The sequence below is a fragment of the Haloferula sp. BvORR071 genome, assembly GCF_000739615.1.
Classification (GTDB): domain Bacteria; phylum Verrucomicrobiota; class Verrucomicrobiia; order Verrucomicrobiales; family Akkermansiaceae; genus Haloferula.
The window spans coordinates 290,830-310,543 of record NZ_BATP01000030.1 but is presented as its reverse complement, the minus strand read 5'-3'; the positions used below and the strand labels follow the sequence as shown (position 1 = coordinate 310,543).

The 19,714-nt window shown below is 62.6% G+C and carries 14 protein-coding genes; 9 read left to right on the top strand and 5 right to left on the bottom strand.

Annotation, left to right across the window (positions count from 1 at the left end; genetic code table 11):
• Nucleotides 1-30 precede the first annotated feature (30 nt).
• From BV071_RS17655 to BV071_RS17635, 5 genes are all read left to right on the top strand, one after another.
• Complete coding sequence (locus tag BV071_RS17655; RefSeq protein ID WP_035609887.1) at nt 31-747, top strand: Bax inhibitor-1 family protein; 717 nt, start codon at nt 31-33, stop codon at nt 745-747.
• A 61-nt stretch (nt 748-808) separates the two neighbouring features.
• The gene (locus BV071_RS17650; protein ID WP_265594558.1) at nt 809-1,117 is read left to right on the top strand and encodes a hypothetical protein; all 309 of its coding nucleotides are present in this window, start codon (nt 809-811) and stop codon (nt 1,115-1,117) included.
• Between the two features lie 272 nt (nt 1,118-1,389).
• Entirely contained in the window at nt 1,390-1,965 is a 576-nt protein-coding gene (locus BV071_RS17645; protein WP_052573499.1) for a fasciclin domain-containing protein, read from the top strand.
• A 166-nt stretch (nt 1,966-2,131) separates the two neighbouring features.
• Nucleotides 2,132-4,306, top strand: a complete 2,175-nt coding sequence (locus tag BV071_RS17640) for a hypothetical protein (RefSeq protein ID WP_052573498.1) — start codon at nt 2,132-2,134, stop codon at nt 4,304-4,306.
• A 168-nt stretch (nt 4,307-4,474) separates the two neighbouring features.
• Entirely contained in the window at nt 4,475-5,071 is a 597-nt protein-coding gene (locus tag BV071_RS17635) for a hypothetical protein (RefSeq protein ID WP_265594557.1), read from the top strand.
• Nucleotides 5,072-5,458: 387 nt separating this feature from the next.
• Here BV071_RS17635 and rseP read toward each other — a convergent pair whose 3' ends face one another.
• On the bottom strand, nt 5,459-6,892 hold the full coding sequence (gene rseP / locus BV071_RS17630; protein WP_052573497.1) for an RIP metalloprotease RseP: 1,434 nt from the start codon (nt 6,890-6,892) through the stop codon (nt 5,459-5,461).
• Between the two features lie 113 nt (nt 6,893-7,005).
• Here rseP and BV071_RS17625 point away from each other — a divergent pair, with 113 nt between their 5' ends.
• Both BV071_RS17625 and BV071_RS35495 read left to right on the top strand, forming a co-directional pair.
• Nucleotides 7,006-8,145: a hypothetical protein gene (locus BV071_RS17625; protein ID WP_035609882.1), complete on the top strand. Its 1,140-nt coding sequence runs from the start codon at nt 7,006-7,008 to the stop codon at nt 8,143-8,145.
• A gap of 40 nt (nt 8,146-8,185) precedes the next feature.
• Nucleotides 8,186-8,356 (top strand): hypothetical protein, encoded by a 171-nt coding sequence (locus tag BV071_RS35495; protein ID WP_265594556.1) that lies wholly within the window; start codon nt 8,186-8,188, stop codon nt 8,354-8,356.
• 22 nt (nt 8,357-8,378) lie between these two features.
• Here BV071_RS35495 and BV071_RS17620 read toward each other — a convergent pair whose 3' ends face one another.
• The 3 genes from BV071_RS17620 to BV071_RS17610 form a co-directional block, all read right to left on the bottom strand.
• Nucleotides 8,379-8,957, bottom strand: a complete 579-nt coding sequence (locus tag BV071_RS17620; protein WP_035609879.1) for a hypothetical protein — start codon at nt 8,955-8,957, stop codon at nt 8,379-8,381.
• 70 nt (nt 8,958-9,027) lie between these two features.
• Nucleotides 9,028-10,227 carry a hypothetical protein gene (locus tag BV071_RS17615; protein WP_035609876.1) on the bottom strand — a complete coding sequence of 400 codons (1,200 nt, stop codon included), beginning with the start codon at nt 10,225-10,227 and terminating at the stop codon, nt 9,028-9,030.
• Nucleotides 10,228-10,319: 92 nt separating this feature from the next.
• Nucleotides 10,320-10,868 (bottom strand): hypothetical protein, encoded by a 549-nt coding sequence (locus BV071_RS17610; RefSeq protein ID WP_265594555.1) that lies wholly within the window; start codon nt 10,866-10,868, stop codon nt 10,320-10,322.
• 65 nt (nt 10,869-10,933) lie between these two features.
• Between BV071_RS17610 and BV071_RS17605 the strand changes: the two genes are divergently transcribed.
• Together BV071_RS17605 and BV071_RS17600 are read left to right on the top strand one after the other, a co-directional pair.
• Entirely contained in the window at nt 10,934-13,075 is a 2,142-nt protein-coding gene (locus BV071_RS17605; protein ID WP_265594554.1) for a S9 family peptidase, read from the top strand.
• Nucleotides 13,076-13,204: 129 nt separating this feature from the next.
• Nucleotides 13,205-16,894 (top strand): lamin tail domain-containing protein, encoded by a 3,690-nt coding sequence (locus BV071_RS17600; protein ID WP_035609871.1) that lies wholly within the window; start codon nt 13,205-13,207, stop codon nt 16,892-16,894.
• Between the two features lie 78 nt (nt 16,895-16,972).
• Here BV071_RS17600 and BV071_RS17595 read toward each other — a convergent pair whose 3' ends face one another.
• Entirely contained in the window at nt 16,973-19,573 is a 2,601-nt protein-coding gene (locus BV071_RS17595; RefSeq protein WP_035610079.1) for a glutaminase family protein, read from the bottom strand.
• Nucleotides 19,574-19,714 lie beyond the last annotated feature (141 nt).

Below are 19,714 nucleotides of genomic sequence, written 5' to 3'. Positions count from 1 at the left end.
TGCCGATCATACCATAACTGCATCGAATCTATGAACTCTTCCTACAATCCTTACGCTGTATCCTCGGTGGCGGAGGCTTCCATCGAGACCCGCACCGATTTCGTGCGGAAGACCTACCTCCACCTCGCCGGTGCCATCGGCCTTTTCGCGCTGCTGGAAACGCTCCTGATCCAGATGGGCCTGGGCGCCATGTTCGTGAATCTTCTGGGTGGCAGCCGCTACTCTTGGCTGATGGTCCTCGGTGCCTTCATGGGTGTCTCCTACTTGGCAAATAGCTGGGCCTACAATGGTGCCTCGAAGGGCATGCAGTATGCCGGCCTGATCCTCTACACCTGTGCGGAGGCCGTGATCTTCCTGCCCCTGATCATGCTTGCGACGCGGGTTGACCCGTCCGCGATCGGCAAGGCGGGCGTGGTCACCGGCTTCATGGTACTCGGCCTCACGGCGATCGCCTTCACCACCAAGAAGGACTTCAGCTTCCTCGGCGGCTTCCTGAAGATCGCCTGCTTGATCGCCCTCGGCCTGATCGTTGCGGGTGTGTTCATGCCAAGCCTGATGGCCGGGATGGGCATCTGGTTCTCGATCGCGATGGTGGCCATTGCCTCCTGCTCGATCCTCTACAACACCAGCCAGATCATGTATCACTACGCCCCGGGCCAGCATGTGGCGGCTTCGCTGTCCCTCTTCGCGAGCGTGGCATTGCTGTTCTGGTACGTGCTGCGGATCTTCCTCTCTTCGCGCAACTAAGCGCCAGCAGATCCAGATTCACCTCATTTCCAAAAACGGCCGGGAGCAATCCCGGCCGTTTTTGTTTCCGGCTCATCCCGCCTTCGCGCATAAGAGTGTGGTGAATCTCGGCCGCGATCTGAAAAACCCTCTCGCCTTGCGCTCGAAGGGTTGGCTCTTCCTCCTGCTTGGCGTCGTCTCCGCCGCGTTGATTCTGTTAGAAGACTTCAGCATCCGGCGGCTGGTGCTGCTCGCGATCTGCATCTGGGCCTTCTGCCGCTTCTACTACTTCCTCTTCCACGTGCTCCAGGCCTACGCCGGTCGCGAGCGCCCCTATGCGGGTCTCTGGGATGCGATGAAGTGGGCCCTCAAGGGCAAGGATGGCGCGTAAAGCCGGGGAACCGCCAGCGGGTGCATCCTGCCCACCCTTTCCGCGTTTTCCCGGTGCTTTTGCATGCGGAATGGAGCCTTGGCCCTCCGGCGCCATAGCCCCTGCCCTCTCGGCAAGCGTCTGAAAGTGAGCTCATAGCAGCAGCCCTTGCCTCGCCAGACGGGCTGATGGCACGTCGTTTGCGAGAGGGATGGTGAATCACCTCGCGGCGATAGCGGACTCACGTACCGGCCAAACGCCGCGGGGAAGTATCACAATTAGACACCACAATCATGAAAACGAACCTGACCCGAATCGCTCTTCTACTCGCCTTGGCACCGCTCACTCCGGTTGCCATCGCACAGACCACCAAGGAAGAGACCACCAAGAAGACCATCGTCACCGAAGTGAAGGTGGCTCCGGAACCCGGCACACTGGCCGCAACCATCAACGACAGCGCCACCTTCTCGATCCTCGCGAAGGCACTGAAGGCGGCCGACCTCGAAGGAATGCTGGGCGATCCCAAGGGCTCCTTCACGGTCTTCGCTCCCACGGACGATGCCTTCATGAAGTTGAAGAAGGGCACCCTTGACCGGCTCCTCTTGCCGGAGAACAAGGAGAAGCTGCGCTCGCTGCTGCTGTATCACGTGCTCCCTGGGCAGTTCAGTTCTTCCGAGCTGAAGAATGGCAAGATCACCACCTCGAATGGTGAGAAGGTGGAGATCGACATCAAGGCCCACACTGTCCAAGTCGAACATGCCAAGGTGGCCAAGGCCGACTTGGCGGTGAAGAATGGCATCATGCACTCGGTCGACGAAGTGATCGTTCCCAAGTCGCTGGATGGCTTCGCCAAGCTGGATGAGAAGTAAACAAGCCGGGCGGTGAATATCGCCTGAATGCAGAAGGCCCGCCGCTGGATCAGTTCCGGTGGCGGGCTTTTGTTTTTGTGCACGCACTCCGAAAGCGCTCCCGCGCAAATGGGATGATGACTGAACTTAGCGGCAGACCCCTGCCCGCGGCCACGTATCCTCCGGCATGCGCCCCGCTCCCGCGATCCTCGCCTGCACCCTCTTCACCGCCGCCGCGGCCCGGGCGGAACTTGAGCTTCCCCCACCCTTCCCCGCCGACCCGGACCAAGCCATGGAACGCACCTGCTTCCAGACCGGCAAGGCATGGTCGCCCCAGGGCAACCTCCGCTCCGACGTGGCCTTGGTCTACGGCATCGACAAGGACCTCCCCGCCCGCATGCAGACTTGGCGCGACCGTGGCTACCGCCTGCACGTCATGACCGGCGTCTCCTGGGGCCAGTACCAGGACTACCTCTACGGCCGCTTTGACGGCGTGAACCACGTCGACAACGCCCAGACCGACCGCAATGGCAAGGTCATCAGCCACGGCGGCGACGTGTACTACATGTGCCCGGCGGAGAACTACGGGAAGTTCCTCTGCGTGGGCGTACAGCGCGCGCTGGATGCCGGTGCCGAGGCGATCCACTTGGAAGAGCCGGAATTCTGGGCCCGCGCCGGCTACTCGGAAGGCTTCAAGCGCGAGTGGAAGGACTACTACAAGGAGGATTGGCAAGCCCCGCATGAGAGCGTGGACAGCCAGTGGAAGGCCTCCAAGCTGAAGTACTATCTTTATCGTAGGGCCTTGCAGCAGGTCTTCGACCACGTGAAGGAATTCAACCAGCGCACCGGCAAGCAGGTCCGCTGCTACGTGCCGACCCACAGTCTGCTCAACTACGCCCACTGGAAGATCGTGAGCCCGCAATCGAGCCTTGCCAAGCTGGACGGTTGCAACGGCTACATCGCGCAGGTCTGGACCGGTACTTCCCGCACTCCGAACGTCTATCGCGGCGTGCGCAAGGAACGGACCTTCGAGACTGCTTTCTTGGAATACGGCGCCATGCAGAACCTGGTGAAGGCCACCGGCCGCACGGTTTGGTATCTGAACGATCCAATTGAGGACAACCCGCGCCACGACTGGACGGACTACCGGACTAATTGGGAATCCACCATGGTCGCCTCGCTGCTGCAGCCGGATGTCTCGCAATTCGAGGTCGCGCCCTGGCCGGAGCGGATCTTCGGCGGCAAGTACCCTCGCAACGTGCCGGCGGAGCAGCAGCAGACCATCCCGCCGGAGTATGCAACCGAGCTGCAGGTCGTGATGAACGCGCTCAACGACATGAAGCAGCCGGACTACGCCTGGGACTGCGGCTCGCGCGGGATCGGTGTGCTGGTCAGCGATTCGCTGATGTTCCAGCGGGAAGGCCCGGCGCCCAGCGATGGTGACATGAGTCACTTCTACGGGCAGGCACTGCCACTGCTGAAGCGCGGCATCCCCGTGACTCCGGTGCAGCTTGAGAACGTGGTGCTGCCCGGCTTCCTGAAGGACCTGAAGGTGCTGGTTTTGAGCTACGAGGGCCAGAAGCCACAGAGCCCCGAGGTCCATCCACCACTGGCGGAATGGGTGAAGCAAGGCGGCGTGCTCGTCGTGGCGGATGAGGATGGTGACCTCTACAATGGCGTGAAGGAGTGGTGGAATGAAGGCGGCAAGACCCATGCCAATCCCCGCCAGGATCTCTTCCGCACCCTGGGCCTCCAGGATACGGACTTCCCGGAAGGCGGCAGCCAACGCAAGGCCGTAGGCAAGGGCGAGGTGGTTTGGATACGCCTTAGTCCGGTGACCTTCACGCACTTGGCCGAGGAGGAAGCGGACTACGTGGCAACGCTGAAGGCATCCTTGGAAAAGACCGGCGGCACCTGGCAGGAGACGAATCACCTCGTGCTACGACGCGGGCCGTACTTCGCGGCGGCGGGCCTCGATGAATCGGTGGGAGGCCCGGCCAAGATCCTGAAGGGCCGCTTCGTGAATCTCTTCGATCCCGGGTTGAAGGTGCAGCGCGAGGTCGAACTCAAGCCGGGTGCCCGCTGCTTCCTGCTTGATCTCCAGGCAGGGAAGGGGGACCGCCTGCTGGCCTCTGCCTGCAAGGCCCTGGCGAAAGAGCGCAAGAAGGGCCTGGAATGGACCGTGGAGGGCGTGGCGGGGACACCGGCACTGGTCCTCATCGCCTGCGGCAAGCGCCCGGCTGCGGTCAAGCTGGATGGCGTGGACGTGGAGTCCTACGACTATCTGGGCGGGGAGGGGCTACTCTACGTGCGCTTTGAAAATAGTTCCGGCCCGCGGTCCCTCGTCGTCGAATTTGAATGAATGAAGATCGGCCTCCCTGGCGCTTGATAGACGTGAAATTCGCGATTTTGAGCGATCCGGCCGGGTCCGGAGTGGAAATCCGGCCCGGAACTGGAATCCCGGGCGGCGACTTCCGCCTTGTCCCGGGCAGCAGGCTCCCCTAATCCCCGTGCGCACATGGAGAACGCGATGCACCTGTACGAACCGCTGCCGCTCTACGGCACCGGGCTGGTTCTGGGGGTGTGGCTGGTAGCCACCCACGCGCTGATGCTCGCCAAGCCGGAGCCAGTGCAGCACTTCCTCAAGAAGCTGCCGCGCGACAAGGCGATCGGCCAAGTCTTCCTCTTCATCGGGATGATCTGGTTCTGGCTTCTGGTGCAGCCGCCCGGGAAGGGCATCCTGCATTCCTTGGCCATGGATCTGGGTGAATTCAACCCGCTCAAGGGCTATCTCCGCTATGTGATCCTTTTCGCGATTCCGGCGGTCGGGTATGCGGTGAAGGAATTCCTCGCCGTGCGCGCCTTGGGCCTGCTCGGCCTGATGGCCGCCGCGCCCTTGCTTTACGCCGCCTTCCAAAGGGATCCGCAGAGCCGCCTGCTGGTGCCGATCTTTGCCTACGCGATGATCATCGCCTCGCTCTACTGGGTCGGCATGCCCTACCTCTTCCGCGATGCGGTGAACTGGGCCACCGCTAACAGCAAGCGCTGGCAGGCGCTGAGCGTGGCCGGTCTGGCCTACGGCATCGCCGTGCTCGTTTGCGCGATGATGTTCTGGAAGGGGCAGTGAGGGCAGGGTGGCTTGTTAGCTTGCGCGTTGAAGCTTTGCGGCGCGGCCGCTTTAGGAGTGCGCGCGAGGATCGCCGCTTTCTGTGCTCGCTCGCTCCATTCAAGGCCACACAAGTTCTAGGCCCGTTTCCCCCACTCCAGACAGTAGGGGTGATCCCCAAGGAAAGAACACGCCCACACCCTAAGGGCAAACCCATCTAGAACTCCAACGGCGTCCTGCCTCGACCACCCGCCCAAAAAGCGGCGATCCTCGCGGCCCACCTAAAAGCGACTGCGTCGCGAAAGGGGCCATCGTGAGGTAAGAAGGATACCCAAAACAAAAGCGCCGCTACCACCCGTTCCCGGGCCAGCAGCGGCGCTTTGATAAATCCTTGAAGCTTCTGTCAGCTCAATCCGGGAACACCAGTTCCTTGCGCTTCCCATCACCGCCACCGCCGCGCCCGAAGTCATCGAACACATCCTTGGAGCTCACGTAGATCATCACGCCGAAAAGCAGGCAGACGAAGCAGAGCTGGATGTATTCCAGCAGCTTCACCCGCACCGGCCGCTTCGCGATCCACTCCATGCCGGCGAGCACGATGTGCCCGCCGTCCAGCACGGGGAAGGGGAGTAGGTTGAGGATCGCCAGGTTGATGTTGATCAGCACCAAGAAGGCGATGATCCGCAGCACCGGGTGATCCATCAGCAGGAAATTGTACTGCACCTTGCCGATCCCGATCGGGCCGCTGAGGTGCTGCAGGCCGATGCTGGAGTCCTTCGAGACCACGCTGACGATGGTCAGCCACATCGTCTTCACGGTCTCGGTGAGCTGCTCGGGGACCGTGGGATTCACCAGTCCGTCGCGGCTGAAGGATTCCTGGGTGAAGGCCACACCGATCATTGGCCGCAGCTCATCCTTCTCCAGGCCGGAGATGGGTACCGTCGGCGTAACCGTCGCGCTACCGGGCTGGCCGTCGCGCTGGTAGGCGATCTGGATCGGCTTGGTCCCGGCGGCTTCGATCAGATCCATGGCTTGGCGGATCGTCGTGACCGGCACGTTGTCCAAGGAGACGATCGCGTCGCCCTTCTTGAGGCCCGCCTTTTCGGCCGGGGTCTTGGCGGCGGAGAAGTCCGCGATCGAAACCAAGCCCTTGCCTACCGGGTCGAGACCCACCTGGCGCACGCCCTTGCGCTGCCAGGGCTTGGTCTCCGGAATCTTGAAGCCGGAGTAGATGTTCTCGACCTCACCGCCGCGATCCACGGTGAATTGGATTTGGCTGCCGCGGCTGGTCGCCACTTGGACCACCACAGAATCGACGCTCCCCACCCAGGTGCTGACCGGGCTGCCGTTGATCGCGAGAATCTTGTCGCCCGGCTTGAGACCGGCGGCCTCGCCGGCGCTACCCTTCTCGACGTAGCCGACGGTGGTGGTCTCGATCATGTCCGCCGGCTTCCCGAATTGCCACACACAGAGCGCGGCCGTGATGGCGAGCAGGAAGGAGAACAGCGGCCCCGCGAAGGCGACGATGATCTTGTCGAGCGGCTTGATCGGCGGCAGCGGTGCTTGGTCGAGGTTGCCGCCTTCGATCGCTTCCATCGGCGCCATCTGCGGCAGCGCCACGAAACCACCCGCTGGAATCCAGCCGAGGCCATATTGCACGCCGTTGATGGTCTTGCTCCAGATCGGCTTGCCGAACCAGATCTGGAAGCGGTCGATCTTCAGGCCGCGCCACTTGGCCGCCCAGTAGTGGCCGAGCTCGTGGACGAAGATGATCAGGTTGAAAACGGCGATGACGACCAGGATCAGCAGCGCGGTTTGGGCGAATTTGAGAAGTATTTCCATCCGGGATACGCAGGCATAGCGTAGCCGCGACTTTAAATGCTTCAAGAAGTTAAACCCAGGCGTCCTCCAACAACTATTGACGCCCCCCGCCCGGACTTCAGAAGCTGCCGACCGTGGCGTGGCGAATCGACGAGGCCCTCGAGCGCGGCGAGATCGACAATACGGTCGAGGGGAAAACCGTCGGCCGCTTGTGGATCCTTGGCCGTGAGGAGCCCGTGTTGCTGGATCTGGCCGGCGATTGCTGGCGCGATCTGGCGGGCAGCCGCTTGACCTTCCGCAATCCGGCACCCAAGCCACAGGCCAGCATGGACCTCGCTGCGGTCCAGCAGGGGGTGGTGGGGGACATGACCGCATCCCGCAAAAACAAGGTCCCGCTGGTCTCCGATGAGGAGTTCGCGGCGATGTATGCGGCCCGCCAGCAGATCCCCTTTTGCTGGAAGAACACCCTCTATCTGGAGTGGTTCAGCGAGCGCAACGGCCGGGTGGTGATCGAAACCTGCGATTTCGAGCTCAAGCTCTCCGACCACACCTGGGAGATGGATGACGATGCCGAGGAGGCCCAGAAGCTGGCTAACATGCAGGCGATGAGGGACTTCATGAACGATCTGGTGCGCCGGATCGAGCCTGCCGACCGCAAGGTGGACGACGACGGCGAGGAGGACGAGTTCCAATGGGAAGAGCGCCTCAAGGAGTCCGACCGGCTGGCCGATGCCTACCAGGAGGTGCTCGAGAAGTACCTGGACGATCCGGACGCCGAGCGGAAGGAAGCTTTCGCCATGGGCTGGGACGGCCTCCTTGAGGCCTTGGCCGAGGAGAGTGAGGCCCCATCCCCGGAACCGGCTGCATGGACCCCCGAGGCAAGTGGCGACGAGGAGGACTGGGATGATGATGCCGAGATGCGCCAGCACCCGCTCCAAGCCAAGGCCCAGGATGTCGTGATCCGTGGGATCGATCTGACCCGCGCGGGCGATGAACACCCCGCTGCCGCGGTTCTGAACAGCGCGCTGATGCAGGTCGCCGGCAAGCTGGCGGGTGCCCTGAACGGCGACTACGAGCGCGAGACTGGCTACGTGCTGGCCATGCTCAAGCGCTGCCTCGGCTGGCAAAACGATGCCCTGGCGGCTTGCTCCGAGCTGGTGAATGCCGCCGCTGGCGATCCGGATCACTTCCGGGCCTTGGAAGCGCTGCGCGATTCGATTTTTGAAATTCGAGAGGAAATCGTGAACCTCCGAAAGGAACTTAAGAATAATTAAGCATTTGCATCGCTAGGAATCTGAATTACCAAATTCCGACATGAAAATGCTGCTCGCGCTGCTGGCGGTGGTCTCCGTTACCGCTCTTACTTCCTGCAATACAGCCATCGGCATGGGGCGCGATTTCCGGCAGCTCGGGATCATGATGGAGAACAAGGCCCACGGCCGTCCGGCAAACGGTGGCGAGCAGGACAACCTGCCGACCTACTGACCGGGACTTCGCCCGGCTTATTCTATTCGGCAGGCTCTTCCTCCGGCTCCGGAGGATGGCTCTTGATCCAGGACCGCGCCTCGTCGCTGGTCTTGAATACCTCGCCGGTCAGATTCTGAAGCTCCAGCCGGGCCGAGTCGTCCACGCCCTTGGTCTTGTTGTCGAGGGCGGCGGCATACATCTCCATACGGATGTCCATCGGTGCGGCATCCCCGGTGGCCAGCAGATAGTCCACGATCTCCTGGCGGCTCTCAGTCCGGGCCTTCTCGATCAGCACCCCGGCGACCGCCCGCCAAGGATCGGGATCCTTGTAGTCACCGATCTTGTCGAGGGCATCCAAGGTCTCCTTTTGGTCGCCGTGGGCCCAGAGCAGCTCCAGATCGGCGGCGGCCTTCTTGTCCGCCTCGCTGGTTTCCTTCGCCTGCTTGCGGAGCCGGCGGCCATCCGGGGACTGGGCGCTGGCGGCCCCAGGCTTGCCCTTGCCGCTGCTGCTGGTGCCGGGCTTGCTGGCCTGCGCCGGAGCGTCCGGGCGGGTAAGGAAAAATGCCGCCAAAGCGATGGCCAGCAGGGCACCAGCGGCGGCAATCCAAGGGGTCTTCATGGTGGGAAAAAAGTTCCCGCCAAGCTTGCGCCGGGCGGGAACTTCGAAGTTTAGGAACTAAAGGCTCCGATCAGGGAATCGCGATCACCTGCACCGGGGTAGCGTTGGTGAGGTTGGGCAGGGTGCCATTCGAAACGATCACCTTGTAGAAGCCGGCACCCGCGGGGTTGTTGATGTCACCGGTCACCTGCAGGGTCTGCAGGTTGCCGCCGTTCGCGGTTGGCACGTTCGCGTAGATGCCGTTAGCGGTGGCGGATTTGGTCCACTGGTAGCCGGTCACCTGTGGGAAGGCGTTGGCATTTACCGTAGCGGTTAGCGGGGCGAAGGCATTGGCCTTCACGGAAACGCTTGCCGGAAGGGCGGGGGAGAAGACCATGGCAGCCGGAGTCGTGGTCACCACCGAGTTGGTGCTGGTGTCACTGCCAGCGGCAGTGGTCACTACCACGTGATAAGTGCCGTCACCGGCCGTCCCGCCGGGCAGGAGGTAGGTCGCGCCAGTGCCAACCACCGTGAACGGTGCCGCCGCACCCTTCAGCCACTGGTAGGTGGGGGTGGGGTAAACGTCGGGGTTCAGGGTGACGCTCAGGGTCTTAGTGGCGTCGAAGCCATCGCGGGCCAACGTCGCCACTGGATCGGTGACGATGATCGGTGCCGTCGCGGCGCGCTTGTAGCCTTGGTTATCCAAGCGCAGGGTAAGTTCGCTGATGGCTTGGGCCAGAGTCTGCGTGTCCGTGGCGACATTCGTGCCCGAGCCAGCAAGGATCGAGCGGAACATGGTCCCGGGGGTCACAATATTCGGGCCGGCGGTCGTGGTGCTGGTGCCAGCTTGGAAGACCTGGCGGTCGAAGCTCACGCGGTTCGGCTTGGTGCCGCCGAAGGTGCTGCCCGAGAAGCTCATCGTCGGGTTCGTCACCGGGACGTTGGCGACCGGGGTGAAAGCGTGGCCGAAGATGCGGGACGAGGTGCCCGGCTCGTCCGAAACGACATCGGCGGTGAAATTGGTGAAACCGGTGGTGATCGTGTAGGTCTTGCCGTCCTGCTTGTTGTTGCTGTACTGGATGAAGGCACCTTTCAGGGCCGGCGGGGCGCCGCGCTCCATGACGAAGTAGCCGCGGGTGGCTACATTGCTGCGCGTGTTGCGCTGGATCGTGCCTTCAGGAGCGATCAGGGAGCGCTCGCGCCAGCTAGCGCCGAGAATGAAGACTTCCGCGTGCAGGGTGGATACAAGGGAGGTGGCGGCAAGCGCGCCGGCAAGGACGGTGGATTTCATTTACTGGCGCTTCCTAGCGGTAGGCTCTTGGCTCGGCAACTTATAAGTTGGCATGCAGGCGCTTAAATGGGACGTAAAATCGCGTATAATACTCAATAAGGAACGGGGTGGAGCGGTGGCCGCACCCCGGTGCCGGGTCGCGCGGAGTTCCAGCCCTCGCGATAGCCGTCCGCAAAGTCACCTCGGACCGCCCGCGGGACCTCGGCGGCGTGGCGGCGAGGATCCATCGCTTGGCCGGCGATCCGGTCGCGGCGGCCGTAGCTCTGGCCAAGCTCGTAAGCGCGACGTTGGCTCCAGGGGTTGTCGTTGGCATTCCGGTAGCCGTCCTTGTAGCCGCGCAGGTAGTCGTCGCGCAGATCCGGCGGGAAGTGCGAGCCGCGAGGCTGATAGCTGAGCTGCTTGCGCTTGTCCCCGCTGCCATCCGCGTGGCCGCTGCGGTAGGCCTTGGACTCGCGGCCATCCCAGTCCTGGTGGCCCGGTGCCGGGCGGCCGCCGCCGGGAGGGGCTGGCGCGGTTTGGACGCAGGCGGAGAAGGCGAGCGCGAGAGCCAGTGGGATCGGCCATTTCGCGAGCTGGCGCTGGAGATTCCGCCGCTGACCGCTCAATCGCTCGCCGGGCTGAAGGGGAAGCCACAGTGTCATCGTTCCCTAGACCTAGAATGACGATGAAAGGCTGTCCATTCCTCCTTGCTCTCTTGGTTCCGCTCATGGTCCCGGTCGCCCGGGCCGACCACGGCAACCTGGAGTCCTTCAATCAACTCACCGGCCGCTGGTTCGGGGTGGCGAAGACCCCAGTGCCGAATGAAACGGTCGATCTGTCTTGGGCCCCGGACAGCTCGGCGCTGCTCTTCGCCCTCGATCAAGGCGACAGCCGGAAGCTGCTGCGGGTGAACCCTGCAAGCGGGGCAGTGGAGCCGGCCCTTGAGGGCAATCCATCCTTCCGCGACTTCCGGGTCGGCCAGGGAGGGAACATCTTCCTGCGCAATCAGGAGGGCTGGCGGAAGGTGGAGGGTAGCACCTTGGTTCCGGCCGAGCCGCCGGATGAACCGCGCCGACGCGATGGCAACGGCCAGCGGCGCGAGCGGCCGCCGGAGGGGGGCAGCCGCCAGCATGTCTCCTGGCAATCGCCGGACGGGCGCTGGGAGGTGGCCATCAGCGAGGGCAAGGTAATCCTCAAGGACAGCAAGGAAGGCCGGGAACGCGAACTGGCACGTGGCGACGCTGCGGGCGAATTCCGCGGCCAGCCGGTGTGGGCACCGGACTCCTCGCGCTTCGCGATGTGGAAGGAGAAGGACGTCGAGGAACGCGTCGTCCATTACATCGAGTCTTCGCCGAAGGACCAGCTCCAGCCGAAGCACTTCACCCGGCCCTATCCGAAGCCCGGCGATGAGATGGACACGCGGGCACCCTGGGTATTTTTCACGGAGAGCGGTGATCCGATCGCGGCGGATGCCGGGCTGATTGCGAATCCGTACGAGACCGACCGCCTTGAATGGCGTGGCGACTCCAAGCGGCTGACCTTCGAGTACACCGAGCGCGGTTTCGGGAAGCACAACGTGATCGAGATCGATAGCGCCACGCGCCAGCAGCGGGTGCTGGTGCGGGAAGAGAGCGAGACCTTCGTCTTCGTCAGCGGGAATTGCTACCGCCGCGACCTGAACGATGGCGATGAGATCTTGTGGATGTCCGAGCGCGATGGCTGGAAGCACCTCTATCTGCTCGATGGCAAGGACGGCTCGACCCGGCGCCAGCTCACCAAGGGTGAGTGGATTGTCCGCGATGTCGTCGATGTGGATGAGAAGAAGCGCGAGGTCTTGCTGCGGATCTCCGGCTATTACCAGGGCCAGGACCCCTATTACTTCCACTACGCGCGGGTCTCGATCGATACCGGCGCGATGGTGCTGCTCACGCAATCGGATGGTACCCACGACCGCTTCGAGCGTTCGCCGGATGGCAAGTACTACACCTGCCGTTGGTCGCGGGTCGACCATGCACCGGTCACCGAGTTGCGGCGTTGGGGGGATGGCGGGCTGGTGGCCCAACTCGCGGCCGCGGATGACTCGAAGCTGCGCGCGACCGGTTGGCCCCTGCCCGAGCCATTTGTCTCAAAGGACCGCGAAGGGAAGTACGACATCTATGGAATCATCTGCCGCCCGCCGGACTTCGATCCGGCGAAGAAGTACGCGGTGATCGAGCACATCTACGCCGGCCCGCAGGATTCCTTTGTGCCGAAGGCCTGGAACCCGTGGATGGTGCCCAAGCACGAGGTGGCCGTGAATGGCTTCATCGTGGTGCAGATCGATGGCCGCGGCACGTCCAACCGCTCGAAGGCCTTCCACGACTACTGCTACAAGAACCTCAAGGACGCCGGCTTCCCGGATCGGATCGCGTGGATGAAGGCGGCGGCCGCGAAATATCCGCAGATGGACTTGGAGCGCGTCGGTATTTTCGGCGGCTCGGCGGGCGGTCAGAACGCGCTCGGCGCGATGCTTTTCCACGGCGACTTCTACAAGGCTGCCGTGGCCGACTGCGGCTGCCACGACAACCGCATGGACAAGATGTGGTGGAACGAGCAGTGGATGGACTGGCCGGTCGGACCGGAGTACGCGGACAACTCGAATGTCACCCACGCGAAGAACCTGCAAGGAGCGCTTCTCCTAACAGTCGGCGAGGTGGACACCAACGTCGACCCTTCCTCCACCTACCAGGTGATCAATGCTCTGATCGCCGCGGACAAGGACTTCGAGTTCCTGCCGATGACCGGAAAGAACCACGGCAGCGGAGAAGAACGTTACGGCCAGCGGAGAAGAGTGGACTTCTTCAAGCAGCACCTCGGTGGACCGAAGTAGCTGGCCCTCTTCAAAAAGTCTCTGTTCGAGCAATCGACAGCAGGAGCAGGCCAAGATAGACGATAACTTCGGCGCGCGGCAAACGCCCCCAAAGTGGATTGCCGACGCCGGCTTTCTTCCGTCTTGGCAATGATTTCCTCCAAATTCCTCCTGCCTTGGGCCTGCGCTTTGACCGCGGTGCCCCAGGCATTCTCCGCGCCTGCGAAGGCGGTGATCAATGAGTTTCATTTCAAGCCGGAGGATGGAACCAGCCTCGAAGAGTTCATCGAGATCCATAACCCCTCCACCGATAACGCGCTCAACCTCTCGGGCTGGAAGCTTGCGGATGCGGTAGAGTACACCTTTCCGAATGACACGACCGTGGCACCGGGCGGCTATCTGGTGGTAGCGGAGAATCCCGCGGTGATCCTCGCCAAATATGGCAAGAGTGCCTTGGGTCCTTGGACTGGCAAGCTGAGTTCCGGCGGCGACGATATCGAGCTGTGGAATGCCGGCGGGGTACGGCAGGACCGGGTGAACTACGGTGTCGGGTTTCCTTGGCCCACCCGGGCGGATGGTGGAGGCTCGTCCGTGGAGTTGATCCACCCGGACCTGGACAATTCCCTGGGCGGCTCATGGAGGTCCTCGGAGGCCCCCACTCCCGGCGCGACCAATTCGGTTTATTCCGCGGCGGAAACGATTCCGCCCCAGATCCGTCAGGTCACCCACGATCCGCTTACGCCTGTACCCGGCGAAGTGGTCACCATCACTGCCCGCCTCACTGATCCGGATGACATGGGCCCCGTGACCTTGGCTTATCAGACCGTGGATCCGGGGTCCTACATTCGGCTCACGGATGCGGCATACCTCGCGAACTGGAATACAGTGCCGATGTACGACGACGGAACCCACGGCGATACTGTGGCGGACGACGCCTATTTCACTGCAGTACTACCCGCCGCGCTGCAAACCAACCGCCGGCTGGTCCGCTACAGGATCAGCTTCGCCGACGCAATGGGCAACAGCGCGACCGTGCCGTACGCCGACGACGAGCAGCCGAATTTTGCATACTACGTGTATAGTGGCTTACCGGATTGGGAGGGCGCCTTCCGTCCGGGAAGCACGCCGCTCCAGACCTTCCCGGCCTCCGTGCAGGACGACTTGCCGGTTTACACGCTGATCGCGAACGGCACGGATGTGATCAACTCGCAGTATGCGGCTGGATCGGACAATGTGCGCTTCCGCGGAACCTTCGTCTATGGCGGCGAGGTTTATGATCACATCGAATTCAAGAACCGCGGCGAGGTCTCCACCTATGTTTCCGGCAAGAACAAGTGGCGCTTCTTCTTCAACCGCGCGCGCGACTTGGTTGCCCTGAACAACCGGGGTGAGGAATACAAGGAGCGCTGGGGCTCGCTTTCAGGTAATGCTTGTGCTAGTCCTTGGGCGGCGGTGAACCGCGGGATGGCGGGCATCGAGGAAGCGCTATCCTACAAGGCTTTCCAGTTGGCCGGCCTGCCCTCCCCGAACACCCACTACTATCACTTCCGGGTGGTACGGGGGGCCACGGAGACGCCGGCACCGGCTGCTACCATCAACGATCCGATCGGTAATACCTTCGGCCAGTACTGCGGCGATTTCTGGGGCCTGTATCTCGCGGTCGAGTCGCCCGATGGTTCCTTCCTCGACGAACGCGGCCTGCCTGACGGCAATGTTTACAAGATGGAGGGTTATGCCGGCGACAAGAAGCACCAGGGCCGGGGGCAGCCCACCGATTCATCCGACTGGAACAGCTTCCGCGATGCCCATTTCAGTGCCAGCCCGACGGAGGCCTGGTGGCGCGAGAACATGGATCTGGATGCCTACAATAATTTCCACGCGATCAACCGTCTGATCGGCAACGTGGATCTCCGCGCCGGCTACAACCATTGCTTCTACCATCGGTCCTCGGACAACCGTTGGGTGCCCATGCCATGGGACCTCGACATGATGTTCATTGCCCAAACTCATCAATACAGCACTTTTGGTTCTAGCGAGGTGCCCGGTGTCATCCTTGCTCACCGGGCAACTTTCTACAGTCAGTTGGGCTTGGAGTACCGCAATCGTGCCCGTGAGATTCTGGACCTACTGGCTTCGGATGGTTCACCGGGAGGCGGGCAGTTTGGACAGTTGGTTGACGAGTTCACCCAGATCGTGAATCCCGCGGGTCAGTCGGTGACCTGGGCGGATGCGGACGCGGCGATGTGGAATCTGCATCCCCGAACCAAGGGCATCGATGGCTATGCCAGCGGCCAGAGCAACCACAAGGGAAACTTCTACTGTACCCGCTACGATGACTCCCGGATCGGCGGCAACTGGACCCGCTGGCTACGCAGTCCTGCCTCTTTCGGCACGATGGAGCACGAGGACTTTGTGGCTTTCCTCCGCAACTATGCCACCAACGCCTGGACCGGAAGCAGTTGGTCGGTGGGCAATGGCGATCAACTCGGCTATGGCTACCAGTATCTTCTTCGGGAATGTTCCGACAGCGCTATACCCGCAAGACCTTTGGTGACGCGGGCAGGAGATCCCAACTATCCAGTGGGCGATTTGCGCTTCAGTTCCTCCGCGTTCTCCTCGCCGGCGAGCGGTGGAACTTACGCCCGGACCCAGTGGCGCTTGGCGGAAATTTCCGGTCCCGGAGCACCGGGCTACGTGGGTGGGATGCCGAGGAAGTACGAGATCACTGGTATTTGGGACTTGGAGTCCATCGATAGTCCGGGAACCGTGGCCATCCCCAAGGAAGTCGTGGAGGCCGGGAGAACTTATCGCGTGCGCGTCCGCCACCAGAATACCACCGGCCGTTGGAGCCATTGGTCGGCCCCTTTGCAATTCATCGCTGGCAGCCCTGAGCCAAGCCAGTTGGTTCATTACTGGAATTTCAATGAAGCGGCATATCTGGTCCCGAATCAAAGCATTGGCGGTGCGAGCATCAGCCTGACAAGAACGAGCGGAGGGACCGGCATGACCCAGAACAACGCGCAGGACCAGGGATTCACGGCCTCGAACGCGCGCGCTGGCGACGGCACCGGATCCCACCTTCGGCTGATCAACCCGGAGGGTGGCGTTATGACCTTTGCGATGCCCACCACCGGCTACCGGGACATTGTGGTCAAGTACGAGAGCCGCCGTACCACCCAGGGACCGACAAACCAAGTCGTGAGCTACACCACGGACCGTATCAACTACATCACTTTCGCGACCCTGCCGATCCCGGATGCCGCCCCGATCCTCCTCCATCTCGATTTCCGGGCTTGCGAGGGAGCGAACGACAACCCGCTCTTCGGCATCCGGATCTCCAACCAGCAGGTAAACAGCAGTGCTCTCAACGCCACCCACCGCTTCGATAACATGACCATGGAAGGGACCGCGATTTCGCCGCCAGGCACATTCGCTCACTGGCGCGCGCAGGCCTTCCCGAATCCCAGCGAGCGTGTGAACAATGCCATCTCCGGCCCGGCGGCGAATCCCTCTGGCGATAGCGTCCAAAACATCCTGCGCTATGCCTTCGGGGTCGGCCCGCGGGATCCGGTAGCCCACCTGATGCCGGCCTTGGTCTCCGGGGATGGCACGCGGCGTTTCCGCTTCCGCTACGATCCCGCGCTGAGCGATCTGAGGTGGCGAGTGCTGGCGTCTAACAATTTGAGGGACTGGCCGCGGGAACTTTTCAATTCCACCTCGAGCCCGGTGCCGCCCGTGGTGAATGGCTGGCTATCCATTGCGGTGCCGCTTCACCTCGGTGAAGGTCCCGATGCAGATCCGGAGATCTTCACGCGCCTTCACGTGGAGCTGGCGGAATAAACCCCGGGGAACCGGGCAAACAAAAAGGGGCGCGGTTTTCACCGCGCCCCTTTGAAGTATCTATGCCTTGTTAGAAGCTCACTTGCTCTTCTTCGTCCCCGGCTTCACATCCACGATGCCCACATCGACATACTGCCCGCCACCGGTCTGGTGGCAGTGCACGGCGATGATGTTCTTGCCGGGTTTCAGCGCGGCTTTGCCCTGCGGCGAGAGCGGGATCATCGTCTGCTCGGTCACGAAGCCACCGGCGCTCGCGGCGGAGACGCCGTTGATGTAGACCTGCAGGTCTTCATCGTGATAGGCGCTGATTGCCACGGTGGCAGGAATGCTCGCAGGCAGGGTGACTTCGCGGCGCAGCCAGATGTCGGAGGTGCGCCAGTCGGTGCGGGTCTTGGAGTTCGGCGGATTGCCAGCACCGAAGCCAGCCTTGCCGGTCTTCCAGGCGGAGTCGTCGAAGCTCGCGGCAAACCAGTTGTCCGAAGGCTTCTCGGTGGTGTAGTGCCACTCCACCTTGTCGCTCTCGCCACCGTTCTCGACGATGCTGGTGAGCACCGGTGCCACGTAGTCAGGCATCGGGGCCCAGCCCTTGGCCTTGGTCTTGTCGCGACCGGCGTACTTCGCCCAAAGGTCCTTGTGGTAAAGCGCGGGGAGGAATACGCCACCCACCACCGGGCGGGCGGTGAAGCCTTCCTTCCGGGCGTTGGTGGTTTCGTACCAGTCGCCCATCGGCGCGCGGTTCGGAGTCTCGTTGATGTACTTGAAGATCGGCGCGGTCAGAGCTTCGAAGTCATCGCGGTTCTGCGTGAGCGAGGCGGTCCAGACGATCCAGTCGAGCTTGGTATAGGTCCGGCGGTTATCGAGCGGCAGACCGTAGGCCTTCTGCATCGTCTTGTAGTAGTCCATCTCGGTGCGCAGGACTTCGTCCGGGAAGAGGCCAAGGCCGAGGATCTTGTCCCACACCAAGTTGTACTTCTGGCTCCAGGTACCCGGCTTGTCGAAGGCGAGGCGGTAGTGGTCGCCGTCCTTGGCTTCCTTCACCCAGCGCTCGGCGAATTCCTTCGCCAGCTTGGAGTATTCCGCGCCCTTGGCCTTGTCCCCGCGCATGTCGCAGAGCTTGCCGAAGGCACCCAGACCGCAGATCGCCTTCGCGCTGAGGTTCACGTTGTGCGCCATGTGGCCGGCGAAGTCATCGGTGCAGAGCTGGTTGGCGGGGTCGAAGCCTTCCTTCTTCAGGTACTGCGCCCACTGCTCGAGCCGATCCCAGTAGAGCCCGGCGTAGTCGGCATTGCCTTCCATCTGGGCGATCGCGCCCATCAGGCAAAGGATGTTGCCGCTCTCCTCGACCGGCATCTGGTCGTCTTCGGTGCGCTCGCCACCGCCGTAGACTTGGCCATTGGCTTGCGGATAGGTGCCCAAGTCATGCGGCGCGAAGGGGAACTTCCAGCGGTCGCTCTTCGCATACTCCATGAAGGGTGCGAGGAAGGACTTGCCGACGCTCGGCCCGAAGAGCAGGAACTGCGGCGCCATCGGATAGAAGACGTCCGAGGTGGCGATACAGCCGTTCGAGTGGTTCTCCTTGGAGAACTGCAGCGGCTGCCCCTTTTCGTCCGCCACGAACTTGCCGGCCGCAAAGCAATGACGGTAGGCCAGTGCGGAGAACTTGGCGTACTTCTCACCGCCGATCTTGCGGAGGTCGCCCATCAGCTCGTCGTCGAACTTCTCGCAGTGCTCCTTGATGGCGGCGTACTGCTTGGCGGAAGCTTCTAACAGATCCTTTGCTTCCCAACCGTTGCGACGCCAGAAGGCGCGCAGGTTCTTGTGATTGTACTGGATCGCGTAGATGTCGTCATAGGCGATCATCACCCACTTCGAGACCGGCTGCGCGCCGACCTGGAAGGACTTCAGCTCGAGACCGGCACCGGCATTGTCCGCACGATCGGCTTCACCCGTGGCTCCCTTGCCGCTGCTCAGGCCCTTCTCGGCGAAGGCGGTGGCGAGATCCTGGGTCTTGCCGAAGCCGTAGCTGGAAGTCGCGTCCGCCGGAGCGGCGAGATAGACGTAGCCCCAGTCGATGCGCTGGTCGTCGCCCTTCTTCGCCAGGATCTGCTGGTCCTTCGAGCCCATCCGGACCACGGCGAGCGAGCCTTCGCTGGCGTCGTTCCAAGTCACGTCCTGATCCGGCGTGTTCACGGTGAGCTCACCGGAAGCGCCGAAGAAGACGGACACCTCATGATACTTCCCATCGGTCGCGGAGCAATCGTAGGTGAGGTAGGTCACCGGGCGGGAGAGCATGTCGATGTCCTCTGGCAGCGCGGGCGTCATGAAGGTGAGCTGCAGCGCGACGCCGCCAGCCTCGAACTTGTAGATCGTGCGGGTCGGCAGGACGCTCAGCTCCTTCTGCTCCATCGCCGGGGTGGCGGAAGGGCTCGCACCCATCACGCGGAAGGCCTTGCCATCGATCTTCACCAGGCCGGTCATCGGCTGGCGCTTGCCGGTCCAGTGGGCGGTCTCCACGTCGGTCAGCTTGTCGCCGGGTGACCAGATGCTGAAGTAGGGATCGCAGGCCACCAGCGGGGTGGACGCCGGGATCAGGCCATCGCCGGGGGGCGAGGTGCGGGCTTGGCCGTGGGCCAAGGTCGTGCCGAGCGTCAGCGCGGCCAGAGCGGGATAGAGTTTCATCTTGGGATTCAAATGGGTTGCGATTTGAGAGCGTCGGGCACCTTGCACCGCAAGGAGCTTGGTGTCGCCGGGAAAGACGGCTCCCGCGGCAGCTGAGTATGCCGTGAAACGGGTTCCGCCTGTCAAACGGAATACGGGGCA

Excerpts from the sequence above, each read along its gene's own strand:
- BV071_RS17655 (WP_035609887.1), top strand. The coding sequence starts at position 31 with ATGAACTCTTCCTACAATCCTTACGCTGTATCCTCGGTGGCGGAGGCT.
- BV071_RS17645 (WP_052573499.1), top strand. The coding sequence starts at position 1,390 with ATGAAAACGAACCTGACCCGAATCGCTCTTCTACTCGCCTTGGCACCG.
- BV071_RS17640 (WP_052573498.1), top strand. The coding sequence starts at position 2,132 with ATGCGCCCCGCTCCCGCGATCCTCGCCTGCACCCTCTTCACCGCCGCC.
- BV071_RS17635 (WP_265594557.1), top strand. The coding sequence starts at position 4,475 with ATGCACCTGTACGAACCGCTGCCGCTCTACGGCACCGGGCTGGTTCTG.
- rseP (WP_052573497.1), bottom strand. The coding sequence starts at position 6,892 with ATGGAAATACTTCTCAAATTCGCCCAAACCGCGCTGCTGATCCTGGTC.
- BV071_RS35495 (WP_265594556.1), top strand. The coding sequence starts at position 8,186 with ATGAAAATGCTGCTCGCGCTGCTGGCGGTGGTCTCCGTTACCGCTCTT.
- BV071_RS17620 (WP_035609879.1), bottom strand. The coding sequence starts at position 8,957 with ATGAAGACCCCTTGGATTGCCGCCGCTGGTGCCCTGCTGGCCATCGCT.
- BV071_RS17615 (WP_035609876.1), bottom strand. The coding sequence starts at position 10,227 with ATGAAATCCACCGTCCTTGCCGGCGCGCTTGCCGCCACCTCCCTTGTA.
- BV071_RS17610 (WP_265594555.1), bottom strand. The coding sequence starts at position 10,868 with ATGACACTGTGGCTTCCCCTTCAGCCCGGCGAGCGATTGAGCGGTCAG.
- BV071_RS17605 (WP_265594554.1), top strand. The coding sequence starts at position 10,934 with ATGGTCCCGGTCGCCCGGGCCGACCACGGCAACCTGGAGTCCTTCAAT.
- BV071_RS17600 (WP_035609871.1), top strand. The coding sequence starts at position 13,205 with ATGATTTCCTCCAAATTCCTCCTGCCTTGGGCCTGCGCTTTGACCGCG.
- BV071_RS17595 (WP_035610079.1), bottom strand. The coding sequence starts at position 19,573 with ATGAAACTCTATCCCGCTCTGGCCGCGCTGACGCTCGGCACGACCTTG.